Here is a 20,195-nt window from a genome sequence, read left to right on the forward strand (position 1 = left end):
TTCTCTCAGTCAATCGGTTCGTCGGGGTCGACCCACAGGCCCTGGGCGATGAGTCGCTTCTTGCGTCTCCGGTCGCTGATCACGCAGATCACCCACGCCGCACAGAACAGCGTCATCATCGGAATCACGAGGAAGAACATAGACAGCGCGTCGGGAGTGGGGGTGGCAATAGCGGCGAACAGGAACACGATCATCACGATCACCCGCCAAGATTTCTGGATCCTCACGGCCGAGAGGATCCCCATCATGTTGAGCCCGACCATGAGCACCGGAAGGACGAACGCCAGACCGAAGACAACGATGATGACCATCACGAAGCTCAGATAGTCCTGTGCCGGGATGATGTTCGTGCCGCCTTCTGGGGTGAATGACGTCAATGCCTTGACAGCGTTGGGAAGGGCGAAGAAGGCCATCGTCGATCCCGCGAGGAACAGCGGAATGGCTGCGCCGAGGAAACCGAACGAGTAGAGCTTCTCCTTCTTCGTCAGCCCCGGAACGATGAATGCCCAGACTTCATAGAGCCAGATCGGGCAGGACAGGAAGATGCCGATGAAGAATGACAGTTTGATCTTCAGATCGAACGGTGAAGCGACTCCGGCGAAGTTGATCTCAGCCGTTCGGTCGCCCGAAGCCCGGATGCTGCGGATCGGTTCCTGCAGGATGTCGAGGACAGGATCGTAGAGGAACCAGCCGGCGACGGCACCGAGGACGATCGCGATCACCGCGACCAGGGAACGGTTTCGGAGTTCGATGAGATGCCCGACGACGGGCATCTTCCGCTCGGGGTTCTTCTTACGTGCCGAAGACGATCGCCGGTCGTTCTGCTCTTTCACTTCTCGTGAGACTGCGGATCCTGCTTTTCCTGCGCAGGCTGCTCAGGCTTTCGGGCAGCCTCGGCGGTCGACGAAGTGTCGTTCTCGGCTGTCTCGCGGCCCAACTCACCCGGTTCGGTCTTCTTGGGCTCATCGTCATCACGGAGATCCTTGACCTCAGATTTGAAGATCTTCATTGACTGACCCAGGCTCCTGGCCAGCGCCGGCAGCTTGGGTGCGCCGAAAATGATCACGATGATGAGGATCACGATCGCGATCTGCACGAAACTCGGTTTCATGGGGACTCCTTGACTATTGTCTGCTCGAAAAGATTCTACGCTGTGTGGCTGTGCCTTTCATCCTCGCCGCACGGCAGAGCCGGAGCGCGAAGCCTGGTCTCAGTCCAGCCGCGTCAGCGCGGCTTCCACCGCTTCACTGTCGTCGATATCAGTGATGACGTCGGCATGACACAGTAGGAATCTACTCAACCAGTCCACGGAGTGCACCAGGAATCTGATTCGAACACTTGGTTCACCATTGGCGAAGTATTCACGCTGCCTCAACTCGAGTTCATCCGCGAGCCATGCGCCGGCAGGCGACAGCGTCATGGTGACTTCTCGCGCACTCGACTGCGTATTGCTCACGGCCAGCGGCGGATGTGCCGCCGGGGTCCAGGAGCGAATGCTGCTCAGAGCGAACCGGCGTGGAGCCTGCGCGGCATAGCACCAAGCATCCAGGTACCAGTCCGCGCCGGGAACCAGCTTGCTGGGAGCAATGATCCGGCGTGTCAGTTCGTCTCGGGAACCGACATAGTAATCGATCTGGACCGCGGCTTCCGAGTCGATCGCGTGCTTGAGGAACGCCATGAGCTCCTCGTTCGCGGGGATCGGGCTGACCTCGACCGGGGTGCGGAGATTCTCTCCCGCGGCAAGTCTCAGCTTCTGCGCCGCCGTTCGCACAGCCTCGGTGTCGAGTCCTGGCAGGGTGTCGATGAGTTCGAGGGCCAGGACGAGAACACCGGCCTCCTCCGCGCTGAGTCTCACGGGGACGGAGACCTCCTCAGCATTGGAGATGTAGACCTTTCCACCTTCCCAGCTGGCGTCGATGAGGTCATCGGGCATGTGACCGGGTCGACCGGTCACGAAGAGGAGCTGCAGGTCATCGATGAGGGTGTCCGAGTCGATGGTGAAATAGGCCGCAGTCTCCTCGAGATCTGCCCCCGGATGGGCGTCGAGGTAGGGAACCAGGCTGAGCAGCCGGGTGAGTCGTTCACGCGCTGAGGACATTGCGACCTCCGAGTCGTTCGAGGGACTCCCTGACCGTCTGGCGTCGGTCCTCGACAGCCTGAACCAGCTCCGATGGCGAGAGGACTTCGACAACGTTGCCGAAGCTCACGATCTCTGCGGCCAGGGAGGCCGCATCCGTGTACTCGACGATGATGGCATCGTCCTCGGTGCGGATCTGCCGCCGGCGCAGCGGATCAGCCCGATGGGCACGGATCCGAAGCTTCGCCTCGGCGACGACCGCCATCTCTGTGCTCGAGTTCAAAGCCACATGCGGAGCGAAATCGGCGGGGAAATCATAGTCTCCGGGGTCCCGTCCGCCGAGCTTCGTCAGCTTGCCCTCGACCCGGGAAAGTCGGAAAGTGCGTTCGGCATCACGGTCGATGTCATGTCCCAGCAGGTAGACTCGGTCGCCGCGGCTGAGCAGTGCGTAAGGTTCGAGCTTGACCCTGCGCGGGCTCTGGCCGGGCTTGTGGTATTTGAAGCTGATCGCCTCGCGGGCGTTGATGTGGTGGAGGGCGGTCGCGAAGTTGGCACTGCCCAACTTCCGTGCGGCGGGACCCTGGTTGGCCTCAACGTGCCCGGGTCCTGCCTTGGTGAGGTCAATGCCCAGAGCACGCAGCTTCGTCAGCGCCTGGGAGCTGGACTCGCCGAGTTCGGTGTCAGACCAGAACTGCGCAGCCACTGCCACTGCGGCGGCCTCGGAGGGGGTGAGCTCGACGTCGTCCATGGCATAGTCATCGGCAGAGATCCGATACCCGGTCTCCCCCGTATCCGAGTACGCGTCGTGTTCGGCCCGGGTGGCGATCGTGATTCCCATGTGCCGCAGAAGTTCCTTGTCACGGGAGAACTTGCGGTCGAAGGCGATGTCGTCGAGGCCCGCATATCCGTCGATGGCGCTCATCAGAGTCTTTCGCGAGACCCATCCGCGGGCGGCTCTCAGAGCGATCAGCAGGTTCATCAGACGTTCGGTCTGCTGCCTCTGTCTGCTGGGGCGGGGCGTATTCACAATTCCACCGTAACCTAATGCGGGCGATAGTCTTAGGACCATGATTCATTGGCGCAGAGGAACCGTGACCACGATTCGCTCCACCCGGCCAGGATACACAGAGGTCGAGGCCGATATTGACCAGGTGCTGCCGGGCACGACGATCACCCACGTCAAGGCGGTCGCCTATACAGAGGCCGTCGGGCATCCGCAGGTCGGGGATAGTGTCCTGCTCAACGTCTCGGCCCTGGCCAAACGCCTGGGCACAGGTGGCTTCGGTCTGATCGTGGCACTGCCCGATGCTCTGCCGGCCGATCCACCCGAGGGCCCAGGTCATTTGGTCAAGGACCGTTACTCCCCCCTGCAGACGATGGTCCTCGGTGTCGACGATCAGGAATCGGAGCATCATGAGACCCTCGCCAGGGAAGAATCCCTGAGTGGGATGCCTGTGCTCGCCGCAGATCTGCATTCGGCTCTGCCAGCCATCATCGCCGGCATCCGTGCGGTGGATCCCGAGCTTCGCATCGCCTATGTCATCAGCGACGGTGCGGCACTGCCAGCCAGCTTCTCCCAGGCTGCGGCCGGGCTGAAGGACGCAGGGTGGCTGCACGGAACCATCAGCACCGGCCAATCCTGGGGCGCCGATCTTGAGGCTGTGACGATTCACACGGGCCTGCTCGCCGCCAAACATGTCCTCGGTGCCGATATCGCCATCGTCGCGCAGGGTCCGGGAAATCTGGGGACCGGAACCAAGTATGGATTTTCGGGTCTCGTCACCGGTGAGCATCTCAATGCGGCCGCTCTGCTGGGTGGGAGCCCGGTGGGTGTCCTGCGCATGTCCAATGCCGATGCCCGCGGCAGGCATTTCGGCATCTCCCACCATTCTCTGACGTCTCTGATCGAGGTCGCCCGCCCCGGAATGACGATTCCGGTCCCGGACTTCTCCACCCTCGCCGAGGCGGACCGTCGTGAGATGGAGATCGACCCCGCCGTCATGTCCGAGGTCGTCGCCGCACAGCTGCCGATGCTGCACATGCATGATCAAGTCACTGTCAGCGTGGAAGGTCTGTGGGCAGGGCTCAAGTCCTCGCCGGTGGGCCTGTCGACGATGGGACGAAAACTGCCCGCCGATGCAGCAGCGTTTCTTGCTGCAGCCGCGGCGGGCAGGTTGGCTGCCGAGCTCTGAGTCTCGGCACCGTTTCATTCCTGGCGTCTCAGCGCACGTTCTCCAGATCGCAGACGAAGATCAGGGACTCGCCGGGCTGGATGACGCCGCCGGCGCCCTGGTCCCCGTAGGCCAGGTGCGGTGGGATCTGCAGGGTGCGCCTGCCGCCGACCTTCATGCCCTGGATGCCCTGGTCCCAGCCGGAGATGACCATGCCGGAGCCGAGGCGGAATTCGAGCGGGGTGCCGCGGTTGTAGGAGGCGTCGAACTCTTCACCGGTTGAATGGGCGATGCCCACGTAGTTCACACTCACGGTATGGCCGGGGCCCGCCTCGGCGCCGTCTCCGATGATGTCATCGATGATGACGAGTTGGGTCGGAGCTTCAGTTCCGGGGAAGTCGACGACTGGTTTCTGCTTGCTCATGGTTGGTCCTTTCAAAGAGACTTAAAATACGTTGTGGTTCAGACGACTACCCGACAGCCGAAAGAATGTCGATGACGAACACGAGAGTGGAATTCGCAGGAATGCCGTCTCTGCCCTGTTCGCCGTATCCCTTGTCGGGGGGAACCACGAGGACGATCTGGCTGCCGACCTTCGCTCCGACAAGGCCTTCGTTCCATCCGTCGATGACCTGGGCCTGACCGACGGGATCGACGGCGAAGGGTCCGCGCCCATCCTGCCAGCTCGAGTCGAAGTACTTCGAATTGTCGTCCCAGAGCCAACCGGAGTAATGCACGGCCACACTCTGGCCTTCCTTGACCTTCGGGCCCTCGCCCTCAATCGTCGTATACGTTTCGAGTTCCTTCGGGGCCTTGCCCTTCGGCTTCGAAATCGACGGCTCACCGTTGTCGGCCAACGTCACCTTCACGGGGTTCTTCGACTGGTCGACCTTCTTGCCTTCGGCACGGGTCAGGGGCTTCGTGGTCTTCTCAATGTCGATGACGTAGACGAGAGTCTGTGCGGGCTGGCCCTGCTGCGCACTGCCGTTGAGCGACATGAGCACGCGCGATCCGACCTTCGTGTCCAGTAGCGCGTTGTAGAGCTCCTCCGAGATCTGGCTCTTGTCCATCGGGAATCCGGCCGGTGACTTCGAATCGTAGCTCGATTCGATCTGCTTGCCGGTGGTGCCTGAGACCAGGGTCATCTGTGCGGTGACCTGTTCACCGTCGGCGACCTTATCGCCCTTGCCTTGGCTGATGACGGACTTTCCGGTCTTGTCCACGACCAGGGGCGCGTCGAAGCTGACCTTCGGCTTCTCGCCCATCTTGCCTTCGACCGTGATGTCGTCGAGACTGGTCGACTTCGCGTCCTCGGCCGAAACGGATGGCGGGGCACTTGTCGTGTTTTCCGCCTCCTCGCCCTGTCCGCAGGCGGACAGCAGCAGTGTGGCGGCCGCGATGACGGCGAGCACTTTGGTGCGCACGTGGTTCCTTTCGTTCAAGACCAGATCACTGAGATCTTACAGGCCCGCGATGAGCGCTTCAGCCTGTGGGTGTGTGGGCTCGAAGGGGTTCTTCAGCGCCACGGCACGGCCGGATTCGTCGTTGAGGCGCAGATGCACCCAGTCGACGGTGTAGTCGCGGCGCGCGGCATGAGCGGCACGGACGAATTCGCCGCGGATGGCTGCGCGAGTGGTCGCCGGTGGCACATCCTTCGCCTTTTCCCGTGCTTCGGGAGAGACCAGGTTCTTCGCCAACCCGGCCCGTTCCAGCTTGGGAAACAGCCCGGTGTCGGGCGTGATGTCGTGATAGGCGATGTCGAGGCGAGAGATCCGCGGATCCGTGACGGCGTCGATGCCGCGGGCCATCGCCCGATCGATGAGCGTCTTCTTCATCACCCAGTCGATCTCGCGGTCGACGGCGGAGAAGTCTTGAGCTGCAATCGCTTCGAGCATTCGGGTCCACAGGTCGATGACATATTCGGCCATCCCATCGTCGCCGAGGCTGTGGTCGCCCTTGTTCACGAGAACTTGAGCACGGTCGCGGTAGTCCGTGAGCAGGTTCAGCGGTGTGATCGTCGTCCCGTCCGTGCGCTCGAGCTTCACCGAACCGGTGAGGTCTCTGGCGACGAGACGGATGTCGCGCACGGGGTGGCGCAGACCGTGTTCGGGGATCCGTGCGCCCTGTTCGATGAGGTCGAGCATGAGCACCGCCGAGCCGATCTTGAGCGCCGAGGTGGCTGTCGACATCGAGGAATCGCCGACGATGACATGGAGACGACGGTACTTCTCTGCGTCCGCGTGCGGTTCGTCTCGAGCGTTGATGATCGGGCGTGAACGTGTCGTGGCCGACGACAATCCTTCCCACATCACATCCGAACGAGCCGAGAGACCGAACATCATGTCCGACCGGTTCGCCTCGACGTCGGGGTGGAATGAGGACTGTGCGGGGATGATGGCGCCGGCACCCACCAGCAGCTGACGGGAGACGAGGAAGGGAAGCAGCACTGTGGTCAGACGGTTGAAGTCGAGATTGCGGCGGATGAGGAAGTTCTCATGGGAGCCGTAGGAGTTCCCGGCCGCGTCCGTGTTGTTCTTGACCATGTGGATTCGACCGCCGAGCCCATCGGCCTCGATGCTCGACTGTGCCCGATTCAGCAGATCGATCATCAGGGACTCGCCCGCTCGATCCTGTGTGAGCAGATCGCTGAGGTTATCGCATTCTGCGGTGGCGTATTCCGGGTGGGAACCGACGTCGAGGTAGAGCCGGGAGCCGTTGGGCAGGAACACGTTGGAGGAGCGTCCCCATTCGACGATGGGTCGGAACAGATAGCGAGCGATCTCCTCCGGGCCGATACGTCGGTCGCCTTCGCCTGCCGAATGGGCGAGGCCGTATTCGGTCTCGAGGCCGTAGATTCTGGCCATCAGTCCTCCCGCAGCTGCGCCATCATGGCGTTGCTGAGTCGTTTGAAAGTACGGTGACCGCTCGCATTCCGGTCGAGCACAGCTGCTTCGAGGTCCTGGGGCGTCAGCGTGCCGGAGCTTGCGGTGGCAAGAGCACGCACACCATGGTCTAAGACCTCTCGCAGGGGCAGCGCAGAGGTGTGCAGGCCCTTCAGCGTTGCGGTGATGTCGTCGGCCTGTCCCCCAATCGCAACGTGTTCGGTCTCATCGATGACTGACCCGTCGTAGCTGAGCCGGTAGAGCTGATCGGTGTCAGCGGTGAGTCCGAGTTCAGCGACGACGAGTTCGACCTCGAAGGGCTTTGACTCGGTGGTGAAGACCCCGGCCAGCGTCTGAGCGTACGCGTTGGTCAGACCCCGCGCCGTGACATCACTGCGATGGTAGGAGTACCCGCGCAGGTCCGCGTACCTCACACCGGCTTGGCGCATCGTCTCGAATTCGTTGTACTTGCCAACGGCGGCAAAGCCGATGCGGTCGTAGATCTCAGCAATCTTGTGCAACGTCGGTGAAGGGTTCTCCGCCAGGAGGAGGATGCCTTCGTCGTAGCGCAGAACCACGACGGACCGCCCCCGGGCAATGCCTTTACGGGCGAAGTCGGCGCGATCCTTCATCAGCTGTTCGGGTGAGACGTAGAACGGTACCTGGCTCATGAGGTTGCCTCATTCATGACTGCGCCTTCCTGGTCCGACGGTCAACGACCGCGGTGGCAACCGACATCACGTCGGCCGAGGGGATCTCGACGACGCCGTGGTCCAGGTCGACGGTGAAGATCGTCGGGGCGATCTGCCTGACGAAGTCGGGGCCGCCGGTGGCTGAATCATCATCGGAGGCATCGAACAGGGCTTCAACGGCCACCGAGATCGCTGAATCGGTGTCGAGGCCGGGCTGCCACAGCTTCTTCAGAGCCCCACGGGCGAAGCCGGATCCGGAGCCGATCGAATGGAATCGATGCTCCTCGTATTTGCCGCCGGTGACGTCGAAGCTGAAGATCTGCCCGGCAGGAGTCGCTTCGTCGACTCCGGCGAAGAGCGGAACAACAGATAGCCCCTGCATGGCCAGGCTCAGGTTTCCGCGCAGCATCGATGCCAGACGGTTGGCCTTGCCGCCTAGGGACAGCCGGGCGCCTTCGATCTTCTCGTAGTGTTCGAGTTCGAGTTGGTACAGGCGGATGAGGTCGAGTGCCAGCCCTGCAGTACCGGCGATGCCGATGACCGAGAAGTCGTCGGCTGGTCGCACCTTCTCCATGGAGTGGGAGGCGATCATGTTCCCGATCGTCGCGCGTCGGTCTCCTGCCATGAGGATTCCCGCGGCGGTGCGGAAGCAGATGATCGTCGTGCCCTCCGGGACCTGGTGCCCCAAGTCATGCCCGGCTGTGGTGGGCAGCGCTTCTGGTGCCACAGCCCGGGCGAGTTCGACGAACGAATTGCTCGTCGAACTCAGAAATGCAGGAGAGAATCCTGACATCTCATTGGCCGCCCTTCTGGACGAAGTTGCGCACGAATTCCTCTGCGTTCGATTCGAGGACCCCGTCGATCTCATCGAGGATCGAATCCACATTCTGGGTGTTGATCTGGCCCTGCACGGCCTCCGGCGGTTCGACGGGTGGTTCTCCCCCGCCGGACGCATGGTCTTTCTGAACCTGTTCCTGCGAACTCATTTCGCACCTCTTTCATCGTTCGTCGTTTTCAGTCTATCCACTCCCAGCGCCTGCAGCAGTGCCTGTGTGTCATGCACTTGCGCCAGTCTGTCTTCGAGGAGTTCGCGGTTGCCCTTGAGCGGTTCGCTCATCGGCAGGCGCACGATTCCGTACTCCCCGGCGTCGAGGACGAGCGAGTCCCAGCTTGCTGCGACCAGTGAGTCCGAGAACCGGGTCACGGCCAGGGATCTGAGATAGGCCCGGGTCCCGTCGGGCGCGGAGACCACGGCCTTCTCGACCTCACCGTCGGTCGTCAGGCGTCGGATACGTCCGGCCTTCTCAAGTTTGTAGAACAGGCCCTTCTCCGGTCGAACGTCGTGATATTGGACGTCGATGAGCGCGAGCTTCGGGTGGTCCCAGGCAAGGTTCTCCTTCTGCCGGTACCCTTCGAGCAGCACCCATTTGGCGATCCAGTCGATGGAGTCGGAAAGGCTGCGGGGGTCGGTGGCCAGACCGTCGAGGAGTCTGTCCCATTCGCTGAGAACCTCGGTGGTGTCCGCGTCTTCGCCGGCGTGTTCGAGGCAGGCTGAGTAGTAGGTGTTCTGGATCTCCAGAGCAGTCATCGAGGTGCCGTCGGACATGGGCAGCTTCTGGCTCAGGCTCAGATCGTGGCTGACGTCCCACAGTGCCTGCATCGGGTCGGCGAGTTCAAGCTTGGGGACGAGTCCTGCCTCGATGAGACCGAGCACCAGTGAAGTCGACCCGAATCTGACCAGGGTGGCAGGTTCGGCCATCGTGGCATCGCCGATGATCACGTGCAGCCGGCGATATTTGGCCGGATCGGCGTGGGGTTCGTCACGGGTGTTGACGATCGGCCTGCGCAAGGTGGTCTCCAGACCCACCTCCGCTTCGAAGAAATCAGCACGCGAGGAGATCTGGAAGCCCGCGGTCTCACCTTCGCGTCCGATGCCCACCCGTCCGGATCCGCAGAGGATCTGCCTGCTGACGAAGAATGGGATCAGTCCGGCGACGAGGGCGTCGAAATCCACTGCACGGTCGACGAGGTAGTTCTCGTGGGTGCCGTAAGAGGATCCCTTCGAATCGGAGTTGTTCTTGTAGAGGTTGACAGGTTCATCCGTTGCTTCGAGGCTGCGCACCGAGGCCAACGCCACCAGGTCTCCCGCACGATCGTAGGTGACGAGATCACGCGGAGTCCGCACCTCGGGTGACGAGTATTCGGGGTGGGCATGGTCCACGTAGTAGCGGGCACCGTTCTCTGTCACAACATTGGCCAGGTACTGTGCTTCGACGGACTCCTGGGGCATGTGGGTGAGCTGGGAGATGTCTGCGTCGGCGACGTTCATGAAGAAGCCGCGTGCGTCGGCGAGAGGCGATTCGGTGGCGAAGTCCCAGAAGTTCTGTGATGACTTCAGTCCGCGCGGTCCCGCATAGGCGTCGACGACACGCGCCGAGTCACGCATCGGATTCGCGCCCGGATTGCCCGGCTGGCTCAGTCCGAACTCGGTTTCGGATCCCATCACACGGTGGACACTGAGCATCTGAACTCCCTCTAACGTTTAGACTCGGGGACGTGGCTGCAAAGAAATCTCATCTGCCGATCGCGTTGATCGTCGACCTCGTCCTGGTTGTCCTGTTCACCATCATCGGTCATTACACACATTCTCATAATTTCGACCCCCAGGGGCTTCTGACCACAGCGTGGCCATTCCTGGCCGGGCTCGGGATCGCCTGGCTGCTCTCGGCGGTCTGGGACCGTCCGATCGCTCCGTTGGCGACGGGAACATCGGTGTGGGCGATCACCGTCCTGATCGGTCTCGTCATCCGCGGCGTGACCGGGGCCGGTGGCGATCCGGGTCAGGTGCCTGTCAGCTTCATGATCGTGGCCACGAGCCTCAACCTCATCACTCTGGTCGGTTGGCGCATCATCGCCACGGCCGTGACAGGTGGCGGCACCAGCCCTCGCCGGCGCCGCCGCTGATTCGACTCAGACCAGGTCTGAGTTCGGGTACACCTCGGCGATATCCGTCTCGAGCGGAAGCGCAGGAGCACCTCGGGTAGTATCCAGGTGCATCATCCGCAGATGTGTCACCCGCTCTCCCTTGCGACCGGAGATTCGCGCCCACTCGTCGGGGTTCGTCGTATTGGGCAGATCCTCGTGCTCGCTGAATTCCTCGGCGATGGCCTCTTCGAAGTGCTTCGGTGCCAGACCGCGTTCGCCGGTTTCCAACAGCGATTTGATCGCGCCCTTCTTGGCCCGGTCCACGATGTTGTGGATCATGGCTCCGGAGGCGAAGTCCGCGAAGTGGAGGACTTCCTTCGCACCATCGGCATAGGTGACCTCGACGAATTCGTTCTCCGGTGACAGTGCATACATACGGTCGACACAGTACGAGATCAAGGCGCCAACCGCCTCAGCAGGTGTCTCATGACCGGTCAGCACGCTCGGGTGCAACGGCAGTTCGGCAGTGAGGTACTTCTCGAAGATGTCCCGAGCCGCATCAGCATCAGGACGTTCGATGCGGATCTTGACATCGAGGCGACCCGGGCGCAGGATTGCGGGGTCGATGAGGTCCTCGCGGTTCGATGCGCCGATGACGATCACGTTGTCGAGCTGCTCGACACCGTCGATCTCGGTCAGCAGCTGCGGGACGATGGTCGTCTCCACATCCGAGGACTTGCCCGTACCGCGAGTGCGGAACAGAGACTCCATCTCGTCGAAGAAGACGACAACGGGGAACCCGGCCGAAGCCTTCTCCCTGGCCCGGGCGAAGATGAGTCGGAGCTGACGCTCGGTCTCGCCGACGTACTTGTCGAGCAGCTCGGGTCCCTTGATGTTGAGGAAGTAGGTTTTGCGGGACTGACCGGCACCGGTCCGGTCGGCCAAGGAGTTGGCCACGGCCTTCGCGATCAGCGTCTTGCCACAACCGGGAGGGCCGTAGAGCAGGATGCCCTTCGGTGGTTTGAGCCCGTGCTCGGTGTAGAGCTGCGGATGTTCGAAGGGCAGTTCCACTGCGTCCTTGATCTGGCCGATCTGATCGGCCAGCCCGCCGATGTCGGAGTAAGTGATGTCCGGTACCTCTTCGAGCAGCAGCGAAGAGACCTCCGGCTTCTCAACGACTTGAAGAGCATAGTGCGTGCGGGTATCGACGACGACTGCATCACCGACGCGCAGGCCGGCATCGACGAGTTCCTCGCCGAGAATGAAGACCTGCTCGTCGTCGCCGGGGGCGCCCACGAGGATCCGTGTGTCGTCGACGAACTCGCGCACATTGACAACAGAGCCGACCGGGGCGAAGGAACCGGTCCCGATGATGACGAGGCCTTCCGAGAGGAGCACGTCGGTGCCGGCGCGCAGCTGCGCCGGCTCCACCTCGGGGCCGACGGCGACGCGCATGCGGCGGCCGCCGACGATGACGTCGGCGGTCAGCCCGGAATCACCGAGAGCCACGAGCGTGCCCCAGTTGTTGGGCGGCTCTGTCAGTCGACGCGCCTCTTCCTTGATCCTGTTCAGCTCGTCGCGAGCCGTGCGCAGGGTCTTCGACAGAGCCTCATTGCGTTTTCCGGCGCTGAAGAGCTGTTGGCGCAATGACGCACTGTCCTCGCGCAGTCGCTTGACTTCGGTCGTGGTTTCGGTCATTGGTCCTCCTTCGACCCTGGGGTGTTCGACGCTTGGGTGTTCGACTCTGGGGTCGCCTTGTCCGACTCCGAGGTCGACGCTTCTTGGTCCAGGCGTTTTCCTGCCTCGCGCATGACGCGGCGCAGTTTCTTTCCCTGAGCTACTCTGGCCCCGACGGCTTCGTCGGTGACTTCCGGCTTCGTCCACGCATCCACGTCTTCGGTCGATGCCGGAGAGCCCTGGGGGCGCTTCTTCTTCTCCAACGGGGCCACTCCGGGAGCCATGCGTCGGGCGATGACCAGGAAGCCGGTGTGGGCGATCATCCGGTGGTCGGGACGAACAGCGAGTCCTTCGACGTGCCAGCCTCTGACCATGGCCTCCATCGACTGGGGTTCACTGAAGCTTTCCGTGGCGCGCAGTGCTTCGACGAAGCGAGAGAGCTGCGGAACGGTGGCTACGTAGGCGATGACGACGCCTCCGGGCGCCAGTGCTGTGCTGACTGCCTCCAGCGTGTTCCACGGTGTGAGCATGTCGAGGACGACGCGGTCGACAGTGCCGGCCTCGTAGGCGCGCGGCAGTTCGTCGGAGAGATCTCCCACGGTGATTGACCAGTTGTCGGGCCGACCATCGAAGAAGTCGGCGATGTTCCCGGCTGCGATGGTGGCGAACTCCTCGCGGAGTTCGAAGGAGTGCAGGGTTCCGGTGGGGCCGACTGCCCGCAGCAGAGCCATGGACAGTGCCCCGGAGCCGACGCCGGCTTCGACGACCGTTGCACCGGGGAAGATGTCACCGAGGGTGACGATGAGTCCGGAGTCCTTGGGATAGACGACCGCAGCCCCGCGGGGCATGGACAGAACGAAGTCCTCATAGCGCGGACGGAAGACCTGGAAGTCGATGCCCCCGGTGTTCGACACGATGATTCCCTCGGGGCGACCGATGATGGCATCGTGTTCGATGAGTCCCTTGTGCGTGTGGAACAGCTCCCCTGGAGCCAGCACGATCGTGTGCATTCGGCCCTTGGGATCGGTGAGCTGAATCTTCTCGCCGGTTTTCAGTGCCCGGTCGGGTCCGGTATGGCTTGGCTCAGTCATGATGCATCCACTCTACGCTGATGAGAAGAGTCTCAGCACACCTGGTTCAGGCTGCGAGAAGCTCGTCGAAGAATTCCTGCAGGTCGATCACACCGACAAGGGTGTTCTCGTCCATGACCAGGCTGAACTGCGCTTTGGGCCGGTGGGTCAGTGACTCGAGCAGGTGTGGGGCGGTGATGTCCCTCGGGACTCCGATCCATCCGGCCAGAGGCCGGGCGACCTCGCCTGCCGGGACCTGGTCAAGCGACTCTGCCAGGCGACCTGCCGCTGCATGCCTGTCGACGAGCCCGTAGGGCAGGCCCTTCTGGTCGAGGACTACGATGAGGGTGCGTTCTTTTGCGTTGCCCAGCGTGTTGGCATAGTCGAGTGTGTCTGCAAGGTCCGCGTCCCAGGTTGCTGCGATGGCGGGCTGGATGACCTGCGACAGGTCGTAGGTCTCCATCTTCCGGGCCCGCTTCGCATGGGTCGCAGCGTCTCCTGCGGAGAACCACAGCATGATGGCGATCAACGACATCCACGCCACGGTCAGCGGGTCCGGGCGCTCACCTGCCAACAACGGCGTGATGACCGACCAGCCGATGAAACCGACGGCGATGACTCGACCAACCCAGCTGGCGACGATCGTTCCCAGGTACTGCGAACCGGTCAGGCGCCACATCAGTGCCTGCAGCGCCCACCCGCCGTCCAGCGGAATGCCGGGGAGGAGGTTGATGGCGCCGAGTGCGACGTTCGCGAAAGTCACCGCAATGAGCAGAAGCCACGGAACCGAGGTTGGCGAGACCGCGCTCAGACACCACCAGCCCAACAGTGCCAGAACGATGTTGACGATCGGACCGACGATGGAGATGACGAAACTGGTGAGCGCCGCCTTGTCTCGCGGATTCTCGACCTGCGGTTCGAACCTGGTGAATCCGCCCCAGATATTGAGTTCGATCGCGGCGACCTTGAGTCCATAGAACTGTCCGGCGACACCGTGCGCAAGCTCGTGGAGGAAGACCGAACCGAACAGCAGAACCGCATACGCGAATGCGACGAACCAGGCCCAGACACCGAGGTCGGGCCGGACATTGTTCACCCACGGAGCGAACAGGATCGTGATCACGATGGCGGCGAGGAACCATGACCAGGCCAGGATCACCGGGGCGCCGAGAACGGTCCCCAGGTGTAAGCCCGAAGAGGCACCAGTCTGGTGATTTTTCGCGGCCATCGAAGGAGTTCCTCTTGCTTGGGGTCGGGTCTGCTCAGCCTAACAGCGACAAGGTCTCGGTCGCGTTCAGGCGCGTCGTGTCAGGCCAAGTCGTTACAGTGGTGACATGGCCGAGTTGATCAGTCTTTCGCCCTCACGGGCCAACGACTTCGTACAATGTCCCTTGAAATTTCGTTTCCGCAGCATCGACAAGCTTCCGGAACCGCCGTCGCAGGCCGCTTTCAGAGGGACGCTCGTCCATTCTGTGCTTGAGAAGCTCTTCGCCTTGCCGGCTGCGCAGCGGACCCAGGATGTCGCCGAGTCACTGCTGCGTCCCAGTTGGGACGAACTCGTCGACAAAGATCCCGATGTGCTCGCGATCTTCGGCGAGGAGAGCGAGAAGGAGACATTCTTCACAACAGCCGGCAACCTGCTGCGCGCCTACTTCACACTCGAATTCCCCGAGCACCTCGAACCGGATGAGACGGAGAAGTACGTCCGCACGCAACTCGACAATGGCCTCGAGTTGCGTGGCTTCATCGACCGGGTGGATGTCGCCCCCGGCGGTGAGAAGCGTCTGGTCGACTACAAGACGGGCAAACAGCCCAAGCCCCAGTACGGTCGAGAGGCGAACTTCCAGATGGGCTTCTACGCCCTCGTCGAGTATCGCCTGACGGGTGAGCTCGTGCACACGCTCCAGCTCATGTATTTGGGGTCGCAGAGCATCCTCAAGTCCCATCCCACGATGAGTGACATCGAACGCACCCAGTTCGAGATCGAGTCGATCTGGAAGGACATCATCGCTTCCGCCGAGGCAGACCGCTGGCGTCCGAAGAAGTCTCCGCTGTGCAATTGGTGCACCTTCAAACCGTTGTGCCCCGCGTGGGGCAACACTCCCCCGCCGACGCCGGAGATCACACGGATTGTCGGGACGTGAGCTCCCTGAGGTCGGCAACACTGCGCCCCTCGAGGCTTGACCACAGGATCCGGCCGGGGCGCTCCTCGAGCTGAACCAGATGGGGAATACCGATTGCGATGGTGCCTGCTGCTTCTGCGCTGGCGAGACCTGGCTTCGAGTCTTCGAGTGCCACGCAGGCTCCCGGGTCGAGGCCAAGCAGCGCCGCTCCCTTGAGATAGGGCTCTGGATCGGGTTTGCCGGCGGTGACCTCGTCGCCGGAGATGAGATCGACGAAGCTGCCGTCCGGACATGCGCAGATGACCGCCTCGGCAAGTCGCCGGTAGGACATCGTGACCATCACGCAGGGAATGCCGGCAGTGACGATCGCATCGAGGAACTCGAGAGCTCCGGGGCGAAACGGCACTGCTTCCTCGATCTTCGCGACGACCTTGTCGAGGAGCGTGTCGACGATGACCGCGGCCGGAAGGTCGAGTCCCGCGTCCTGCATCATCGCAGCAGAAGTGAGAAGATCATTGCCCACGAACTCCAAGCCCTGCTCTTCGCTCCAGTCAATGCCGTGCGCGTTCATCAGTTCGGTCTCGGCCCTGATCCAATACGGTTCCGTATCAACCAGCGTTCCGTCCATGTCCCAGAGGACTGCGGCAGGATTCATCATGATTCCAGCGTAATCTTGAAGCATGACTTTTCTTCCATCAGGGTCCGGAGCACTCGTGTTCATCGCCTTCGAGGGACAGGACGCGGATGCCTCTGAGGCCGCCAGTTCACTGGTCAAGGATCTCATCGAGTCATGGAGACTGGGCGACAGTGAGATCTTGGACACCGACGGCTTCTACGAGTTCAGATTCTCCGAGCCTGAGATCGTTCGGGACGAAACGGGTCGGGCCACGATTGCGTGGCCGGGAATCGAGGTCCACCGGGGACAGCATCTGGGTACGCCGGTCACCGTCATCCAGGGACATGAGCCGGGGCTGAAGTGGCGCGAGTTCCTCTCACTCATCCTCTCCGAGGTCACTGCCGAGGACTGTGTGGTTCTGCTCGGAGGCCTGCACGCGGAGGTCCCCCACACGCGGCCCCTGCCCGTTGTCGCGAACACAGAGGATGCAGTGCTCGCCGCGGATCTGAAGATCGACGTCAATGGTTATGCGGGTCCGATCGGCATTCTCGGACTCCTCGGCGTCGAATGCGACAGGCGAGGACTGCGTGCGATCAACCTGTGGGTCGGTGTGCCCGACTATCTCACCGACTCGCCCTCGCCCAAGGCCGAATTGGCCCTGGCCTCAGCAGTGGAGAAGTACACGGGACTCGAGATCGACATTCCCATCCTCGAGGAGGAGAGCCGGGCTTGGGAGCTCGGTGCCGATGAATTGGTCGCGCTCAATCCTCATCTCGTGGAGCTGCTCAAGGGACTCGAGCAGCTCAATGATTCCACAGAGTTGCCTGAAGCCAGCGGCGATGCGATCGCCGCCGAGTTCGAGCGCTATCTGCGCAAGCGCGGCCGTGAGAGGTAGAAGGCTCGAGCTCAGGCGTGCAGGTCGAGGCCAAGCAGGGCATCGACGGCGTCGGCGACCCGATTGCCGCACGCCGGAGCAGTCTCGGCAGCGGGTGAATCCGCATAGTGTTCGGCCCATTCGTCGAGGATGCCCAATGCACGGGGGCTGTCGAGGTCATCGGCCAGAGATTCACGCAGCAGACCGATGATGTGTCCGCGCAGTCCCTCCCGGCATTCGGCTTCGCACATTGCCGCATGTCTCCAGGCTTGCAGTCGCGCCGAGGCGGATTCGAGCAGATCGTCGGTGAAGATCCAGTCGCTGCGGTAGTGGTTCGACAGCAGCACTGTGCGAATGACCATCGGGTCAACGCCCTGTTCGCGCAGCTTCGAGACGAGGACGAGGTTGCCCTTGGACTTGCTCATCTTCTCGCCTTGGTAGCCGACCATGCCTGTGTGCATATAGGTCTGGGCCAGCGGTGTCTGCTTCCACGCTGCCGCGTGAGCCGCGCTCATTTCGTGGTGTGGGAACACCAGATCGCTGCCACCGCCCTGAACGTCGACGGGCAGTCCTGCATAGTTGTTGGCGATGACTGTGCATTCGATATGCCAGCCTGGGCGACCTGGCCCGAGCTTCCCGCCGTCCCAGGACGGCTCGCCCTCTCGGGCGGCTTTCCACAGCAGAGGGTCGATCTCATTGTCTTTGCCCGGTGTTTCCGGGTCGCCCCCGCGTTCGGCTGAGAGCGTGGCCATCGTGGCCTGATCGTCGTGGCTGATGCTGCCGAAGGGCGGACGGATCGGGGTTGAGACCCGGTAGTACACGTCGCCGTTGTCGAGGGTGTACGCAGCCCGCGATTCGACAAGGTCCTCTACCGCTTCGACGATCTGATCGACCGTCTCGACGACGCCGATGTAGTGCTGGGGCGGAAGCACTCGCAACGCGTTCATGTCCTCACGGAACAGTTCGATCTGGGATTCGGCAAGCTCACGCCAATCGACTCCCGTCGCCTTGGCCCTCTCGAGCAGAGGGTCATCGATATCGGTTGTGTTCTGCACATAGACGACGTCGAGCCCCGCGTCGCGCCACACCCTGTTCAGCAGGTCGAAGGCGACATAGGTTGCCGCGTGACCGAGATGGGTGGCGTCGTAGGGGGTGATTCCACATACATAGAGACCGGCCGCCTGGTCACGCCCTTTGAGTCTGCGTGGGCTCCGCGTGCCGGTGTCGAATACTGTCGGCACCTTTCCGGGGCTGGTGAGGCGGGGTAGCTGAGGTTCGGACCATGACTTCACGGAGACCAGCCTAACCGAGTCATAGCAGAACGGCACCTCCTGTCTCCGGCAGTGCTCCGTCTAGATCGGCGGCCAGGGAATCACGGTCCGATCCTGAGGCGGCTCGGTGAAGGTCCCCGCCTCTCCCAGGCGCTCGGCCCGGGCGCGCAGACTCTCGATCTCGGCGTCTTCCAAGCACTCAGACAGCGCGGTGCAAAGTTCCGCGGGCATTCGGGCTACCTCGTCGAGAGCGTCAATCTCTTCGGCCCTGAACGACAGACGAGAGAAACCCCACAGAACGGTACGCACCTTCTCTTCGGCGTGGAAGGTCAGACCGTTGTCGATGCCGTAGGTGCCGATGCTGGTCGGGCCGCTGCCCGGCAGGTAACTGCCGGTGATGATGTGGCCCGCCTTCCGGTCGGCGTTGTTTGCGAGAAGGTCGAAGAAGGCGATTGCCCGCAGACCTTCCCGGGTGTCGTGGGACAGCACCAGATCGGTGCCGTCCTCGGTCCTCAGGGCGAACATCGGAGTGTGATCGGCAGGGATGCCATCGACCCCGGTGAGGGCGACGGCGTCATCATGCCCGGAGTCCTCGACGTAGGCCTGGAGCGACCCTGGCCCCGCTCCCAGGTCTCCGCGCAGGACGGTCGGCGGTACCACGTTGAGGTCGAGGTGAGCGCTCAGCCGGTAGGACGCCACCTCGCGCAACGACAGGGTGTGTGGCGGAAAGTCCGCCAGCGGTCGCTCCCCCGATGCCGGTTTGTAGACGGCTTTGAGGTGTGTGCCGGAGTGGTCGACGACCACGAGACGGGTGTCGTTGCTGGCCCGCGGGATCGCTCCCATTGTTGTGCAGGTGCCCTGCTCTAGGACTTGCTGCGCGAAAGCTGCGTACATGACGCGCTCAGGTGCGCGCTATGCCGTTGGCACGGGGGCACAGGTGCCCTTCGGGCTCCAACGGCAGCGAGCAGAAGGGGCAGTTGCCACGACCAGCGGAGACGACCTGGTCGGCCCGGCGGGCGAACTCGCGGGAGCCGGCGGCGTCGAGAACGATGCGCAGTACCTCCCGGTCGACTTCATCGTCATCAGGCTCTGCTGACGTGCCCGTCTGAGCATCCTCCTCGGTGAGTTCGAAGCATTCGACCACGAGTTCATGGGCGACAGTGTCCCAGCCCAGGCTCATGGTCCCGACCCGGAATTCGGGCTCGATCGGAACGTTGAGTCCGGCGTTGTCGATGCGTTCGTCGATCGCAGACTGGGACACTCGCGCAACGGGATCCTTGACCATGACCATGTCGAGGAGCTCGGTGACGCGATCAGCGAGGACCTCAACCTGTTCCTTCTCCACCACCACTGTGGTCAGCGTGGTTCCAGATTTCGCTTGCAGGAGAAACGTTCGCTCACCCGGCAGACCGATCGTGCCGACGACGAATCGCTCTGGGGTGGGGTGGTCGTACAAAGCTGCCATGCCTTCAGCCTAGTTCAAAGACTTACATGTCCGACTTCCCTGGGATACATTTGAGTCATGAGCACTGATCCTCGTGAGGCCCTGGACGCATTCCTCGAAGCGGTGGGCGAGCACTTCGCTGCATCCGCACACCGCAACGGAGACGAAGACCCTCGTGTCGAAGCCGCCTATATGGCCTTGGCCGATGCCTTCGAAATCTATGAAGACGCGATCTACACCGCGTATGACGAGGTCACTCCGTTCGAGCTCTTCGACGATGTCGAAGACGCCAAAGAGGACGACGCCAATAATGAACTCGACGGTGATTTCACCGTCGACGAGGACGACGAGGACGACTGAGGCTCAGATAGTC

The 20,195-nt window shown here is 62.5% G+C and carries 23 protein-coding genes; 5 read left to right on the forward strand and 18 right to left on the reverse strand.

Annotation, left to right across the window (positions count from 1 at the left end; all coding sequences use genetic code 11):
• Nucleotides 1-5: 5 nt before the first annotated feature.
• The 4 genes from tatC to AAFP32_RS08345 all read right to left on the reverse strand — a co-directional run bounded on the left by tatC (nt 6) and on the right by AAFP32_RS08345 (nt 3,104).
• Nucleotides 6-773: a twin-arginine translocase subunit TatC gene (tatC, locus tag AAFP32_RS08330; RefSeq protein ID WP_350271476.1), complete on the reverse strand. Its 768-nt coding sequence runs from the start codon at nt 771-773 to the stop codon at nt 6-8.
• A gap of 56 nt (nt 774-829) precedes the next feature.
• On the reverse strand, nt 830-1,111 hold the full coding sequence (tatA, locus tag AAFP32_RS08335; RefSeq protein ID WP_101618678.1) for a Sec-independent protein translocase subunit TatA: 282 nt from the start codon (nt 1,109-1,111) through the stop codon (nt 830-832).
• Nucleotides 1,112-1,210: 99 nt separating this feature from the next.
• Entirely contained in the window at nt 1,211-2,098 is an 888-nt protein-coding gene (locus AAFP32_RS08340; RefSeq protein ID WP_350271403.1) for a WYL domain-containing protein, read from the reverse strand.
• Nucleotides 2,082-3,104, reverse strand: coding sequence for a helix-turn-helix transcriptional regulator (locus AAFP32_RS08345; RefSeq protein WP_350271404.1), 1,023 nt, complete (start codon nt 3,102-3,104; stop codon nt 2,082-2,084). The genes AAFP32_RS08340 and AAFP32_RS08345 overlap by 17 nt, the downstream gene beginning before the upstream one ends.
• Nucleotides 3,105-3,144: 40 nt before the next feature.
• Here AAFP32_RS08345 and AAFP32_RS08350 point away from each other — a divergent pair, with 40 nt between their 5' ends.
• Nucleotides 3,145-4,269, forward strand: coding sequence for a DUF3866 family protein (locus AAFP32_RS08350; protein ID WP_350271405.1), 1,125 nt, complete (start codon nt 3,145-3,147; stop codon nt 4,267-4,269).
• A gap of 28 nt (nt 4,270-4,297) precedes the next feature.
• Here AAFP32_RS08350 and AAFP32_RS08355 read toward each other — a convergent pair whose 3' ends face one another.
• The 7 genes from AAFP32_RS08355 to dop are packed head-to-tail and all read right to left on the reverse strand — an operon-like array spanning nt 4,298 to nt 10,346.
• Nucleotides 4,298-4,672: an FKBP-type peptidyl-prolyl cis-trans isomerase gene (locus AAFP32_RS08355; RefSeq protein ID WP_350271406.1), complete on the reverse strand. Its 375-nt coding sequence runs from the start codon at nt 4,670-4,672 to the stop codon at nt 4,298-4,300.
• A 46-nt stretch (nt 4,673-4,718) separates the two neighbouring features.
• The gene (locus AAFP32_RS08360; protein WP_350271407.1) at nt 4,719-5,672 is read right to left on the reverse strand and encodes an FKBP-type peptidyl-prolyl cis-trans isomerase; all 954 of its coding nucleotides are present in this window, start codon (nt 5,670-5,672) and stop codon (nt 4,719-4,721) included.
• Between the two features lie 36 nt (nt 5,673-5,708).
• Nucleotides 5,709-7,112: a Pup--protein ligase gene (gene pafA / locus AAFP32_RS08365; protein WP_350271408.1), complete on the reverse strand. Its 1,404-nt coding sequence runs from the start codon at nt 7,110-7,112 to the stop codon at nt 5,709-5,711.
• Complete coding sequence (gene prcA / locus AAFP32_RS08370; RefSeq protein ID WP_350271409.1) at nt 7,112-7,801, reverse strand: proteasome subunit alpha; 690 nt, start codon at nt 7,799-7,801, stop codon at nt 7,112-7,114. Before prcA ends, pafA begins: the two co-directional genes overlap by 1 nt.
• A gap of 13 nt (nt 7,802-7,814) precedes the next feature.
• Entirely contained in the window at nt 7,815-8,615 is an 801-nt protein-coding gene (prcB, locus tag AAFP32_RS08375; protein WP_350271410.1) for a proteasome subunit beta, read from the reverse strand.
• A gap of 1 nt (nt 8,616) precedes the next feature.
• Complete coding sequence (locus AAFP32_RS08380; RefSeq protein ID WP_101618670.1) at nt 8,617-8,808, reverse strand: ubiquitin-like protein Pup; 192 nt, start codon at nt 8,806-8,808, stop codon at nt 8,617-8,619.
• On the reverse strand, nt 8,805-10,346 hold the full coding sequence (dop, locus tag AAFP32_RS08385; RefSeq protein ID WP_350271411.1) for a depupylase/deamidase Dop: 1,542 nt from the start codon (nt 10,344-10,346) through the stop codon (nt 8,805-8,807). Before dop ends, AAFP32_RS08380 begins: the two co-directional genes overlap by 4 nt.
• 32 nt (nt 10,347-10,378) lie before the next feature.
• On the opposite strand from dop, the gene AAFP32_RS08390 reads away from it, so the two are divergent.
• Nucleotides 10,379-10,786 carry a DUF3054 domain-containing protein gene (locus AAFP32_RS08390; RefSeq protein ID WP_101618668.1) on the forward strand — a complete coding sequence of 136 codons (408 nt, stop codon included), beginning with the start codon at nt 10,379-10,381 and terminating at the stop codon, nt 10,784-10,786.
• Nucleotides 10,787-10,792: 6 nt separating this feature from the next.
• Here the strand turns inward: AAFP32_RS08390 and arc are convergent, their stop codons facing one another.
• Genes arc through AAFP32_RS08405 form a run of 3 tightly spaced genes read right to left on the reverse strand, consistent with a single transcriptional unit; the run spans nt 10,793 to nt 14,722 of the window.
• Nucleotides 10,793-12,445, reverse strand: coding sequence for a proteasome ATPase (gene arc / locus AAFP32_RS08395; RefSeq protein WP_350271412.1), 1,653 nt, complete (start codon nt 12,443-12,445; stop codon nt 10,793-10,795).
• Nucleotides 12,442-13,515, reverse strand: a complete 1,074-nt coding sequence (locus AAFP32_RS08400) for a tRNA (adenine-N1)-methyltransferase (RefSeq protein WP_350271413.1) — start codon at nt 13,513-13,515, stop codon at nt 12,442-12,444. The genes arc and AAFP32_RS08400 overlap by 4 nt, the downstream gene beginning before the upstream one ends.
• 46 nt (nt 13,516-13,561) lie before the next feature.
• Nucleotides 13,562-14,722, reverse strand: coding sequence for a site-2 protease family protein (locus tag AAFP32_RS08405; protein ID WP_350271414.1), 1,161 nt, complete (start codon nt 14,720-14,722; stop codon nt 13,562-13,564).
• A gap of 106 nt (nt 14,723-14,828) precedes the next feature.
• On the opposite strand from AAFP32_RS08405, the gene AAFP32_RS08410 reads away from it, so the two are divergent.
• Complete coding sequence (locus AAFP32_RS08410) at nt 14,829-15,638, forward strand: RecB family exonuclease (protein ID WP_101641602.1); 810 nt, start codon at nt 14,829-14,831, stop codon at nt 15,636-15,638.
• Here the strand turns inward: AAFP32_RS08410 and AAFP32_RS08415 are convergent.
• On the reverse strand, nt 15,616-16,275 hold the full coding sequence (locus AAFP32_RS08415; protein ID WP_350271416.1) for an HAD family phosphatase: 660 nt from the start codon (nt 16,273-16,275) through the stop codon (nt 15,616-15,618). The two genes, AAFP32_RS08410 and AAFP32_RS08415, sit on opposite strands and share 23 nt — an antisense overlap.
• A 22-nt stretch (nt 16,276-16,297) precedes the next feature.
• Here AAFP32_RS08415 and AAFP32_RS08420 point away from each other — a divergent pair, with 22 nt between their 5' ends.
• Nucleotides 16,298-17,128, forward strand: coding sequence for a PAC2 family protein (locus tag AAFP32_RS08420; RefSeq protein ID WP_350271417.1), 831 nt, complete (start codon nt 16,298-16,300; stop codon nt 17,126-17,128).
• Nucleotides 17,129-17,139: 11 nt separating this feature from the next.
• Here the strand turns inward: AAFP32_RS08420 and mshC are convergent, their stop codons facing one another.
• Genes mshC through AAFP32_RS08435 form a run of 3 tightly spaced genes read right to left on the reverse strand, consistent with a single transcriptional unit; the run spans nt 17,140 to nt 19,843 of the window.
• Nucleotides 17,140-18,399, reverse strand: coding sequence for a cysteine--1-D-myo-inosityl 2-amino-2-deoxy-alpha-D-glucopyranoside ligase (gene mshC / locus AAFP32_RS08425; RefSeq protein ID WP_350271418.1), 1,260 nt, complete (start codon nt 18,397-18,399; stop codon nt 17,140-17,142).
• Between the two features lie 60 nt (nt 18,400-18,459).
• The gene (locus AAFP32_RS08430; RefSeq protein ID WP_350271419.1) at nt 18,460-19,221 is read right to left on the reverse strand and encodes an SCO1664 family protein; all 762 of its coding nucleotides are present in this window, start codon (nt 19,219-19,221) and stop codon (nt 18,460-18,462) included.
• Nucleotides 19,222-19,279: 58 nt separating this feature from the next.
• The gene (locus tag AAFP32_RS08435) at nt 19,280-19,843 is read right to left on the reverse strand and encodes a DUF3090 family protein (protein ID WP_350271420.1); all 564 of its coding nucleotides are present in this window, start codon (nt 19,841-19,843) and stop codon (nt 19,280-19,282) included.
• A 57-nt stretch (nt 19,844-19,900) separates the two neighbouring features.
• Here AAFP32_RS08435 and AAFP32_RS08440 point away from each other — a divergent pair, with 57 nt between their 5' ends.
• A complete protein-coding gene (locus AAFP32_RS08440; protein ID WP_101641595.1) occupies nt 19,901-20,182 on the forward strand; it encodes a hypothetical protein in 282 nt (93 codons plus the stop codon).
• Nucleotides 20,183-20,195: the final 13 nt, after the last annotated feature.

Origin of the sequence: Brevibacterium sp. CBA3109 (assembly GCF_040256645.1) — a bacterium.
GTDB classification, from domain to species: domain Bacteria; phylum Actinomycetota; class Actinomycetes; order Actinomycetales; family Brevibacteriaceae; genus Brevibacterium; species Brevibacterium koreense.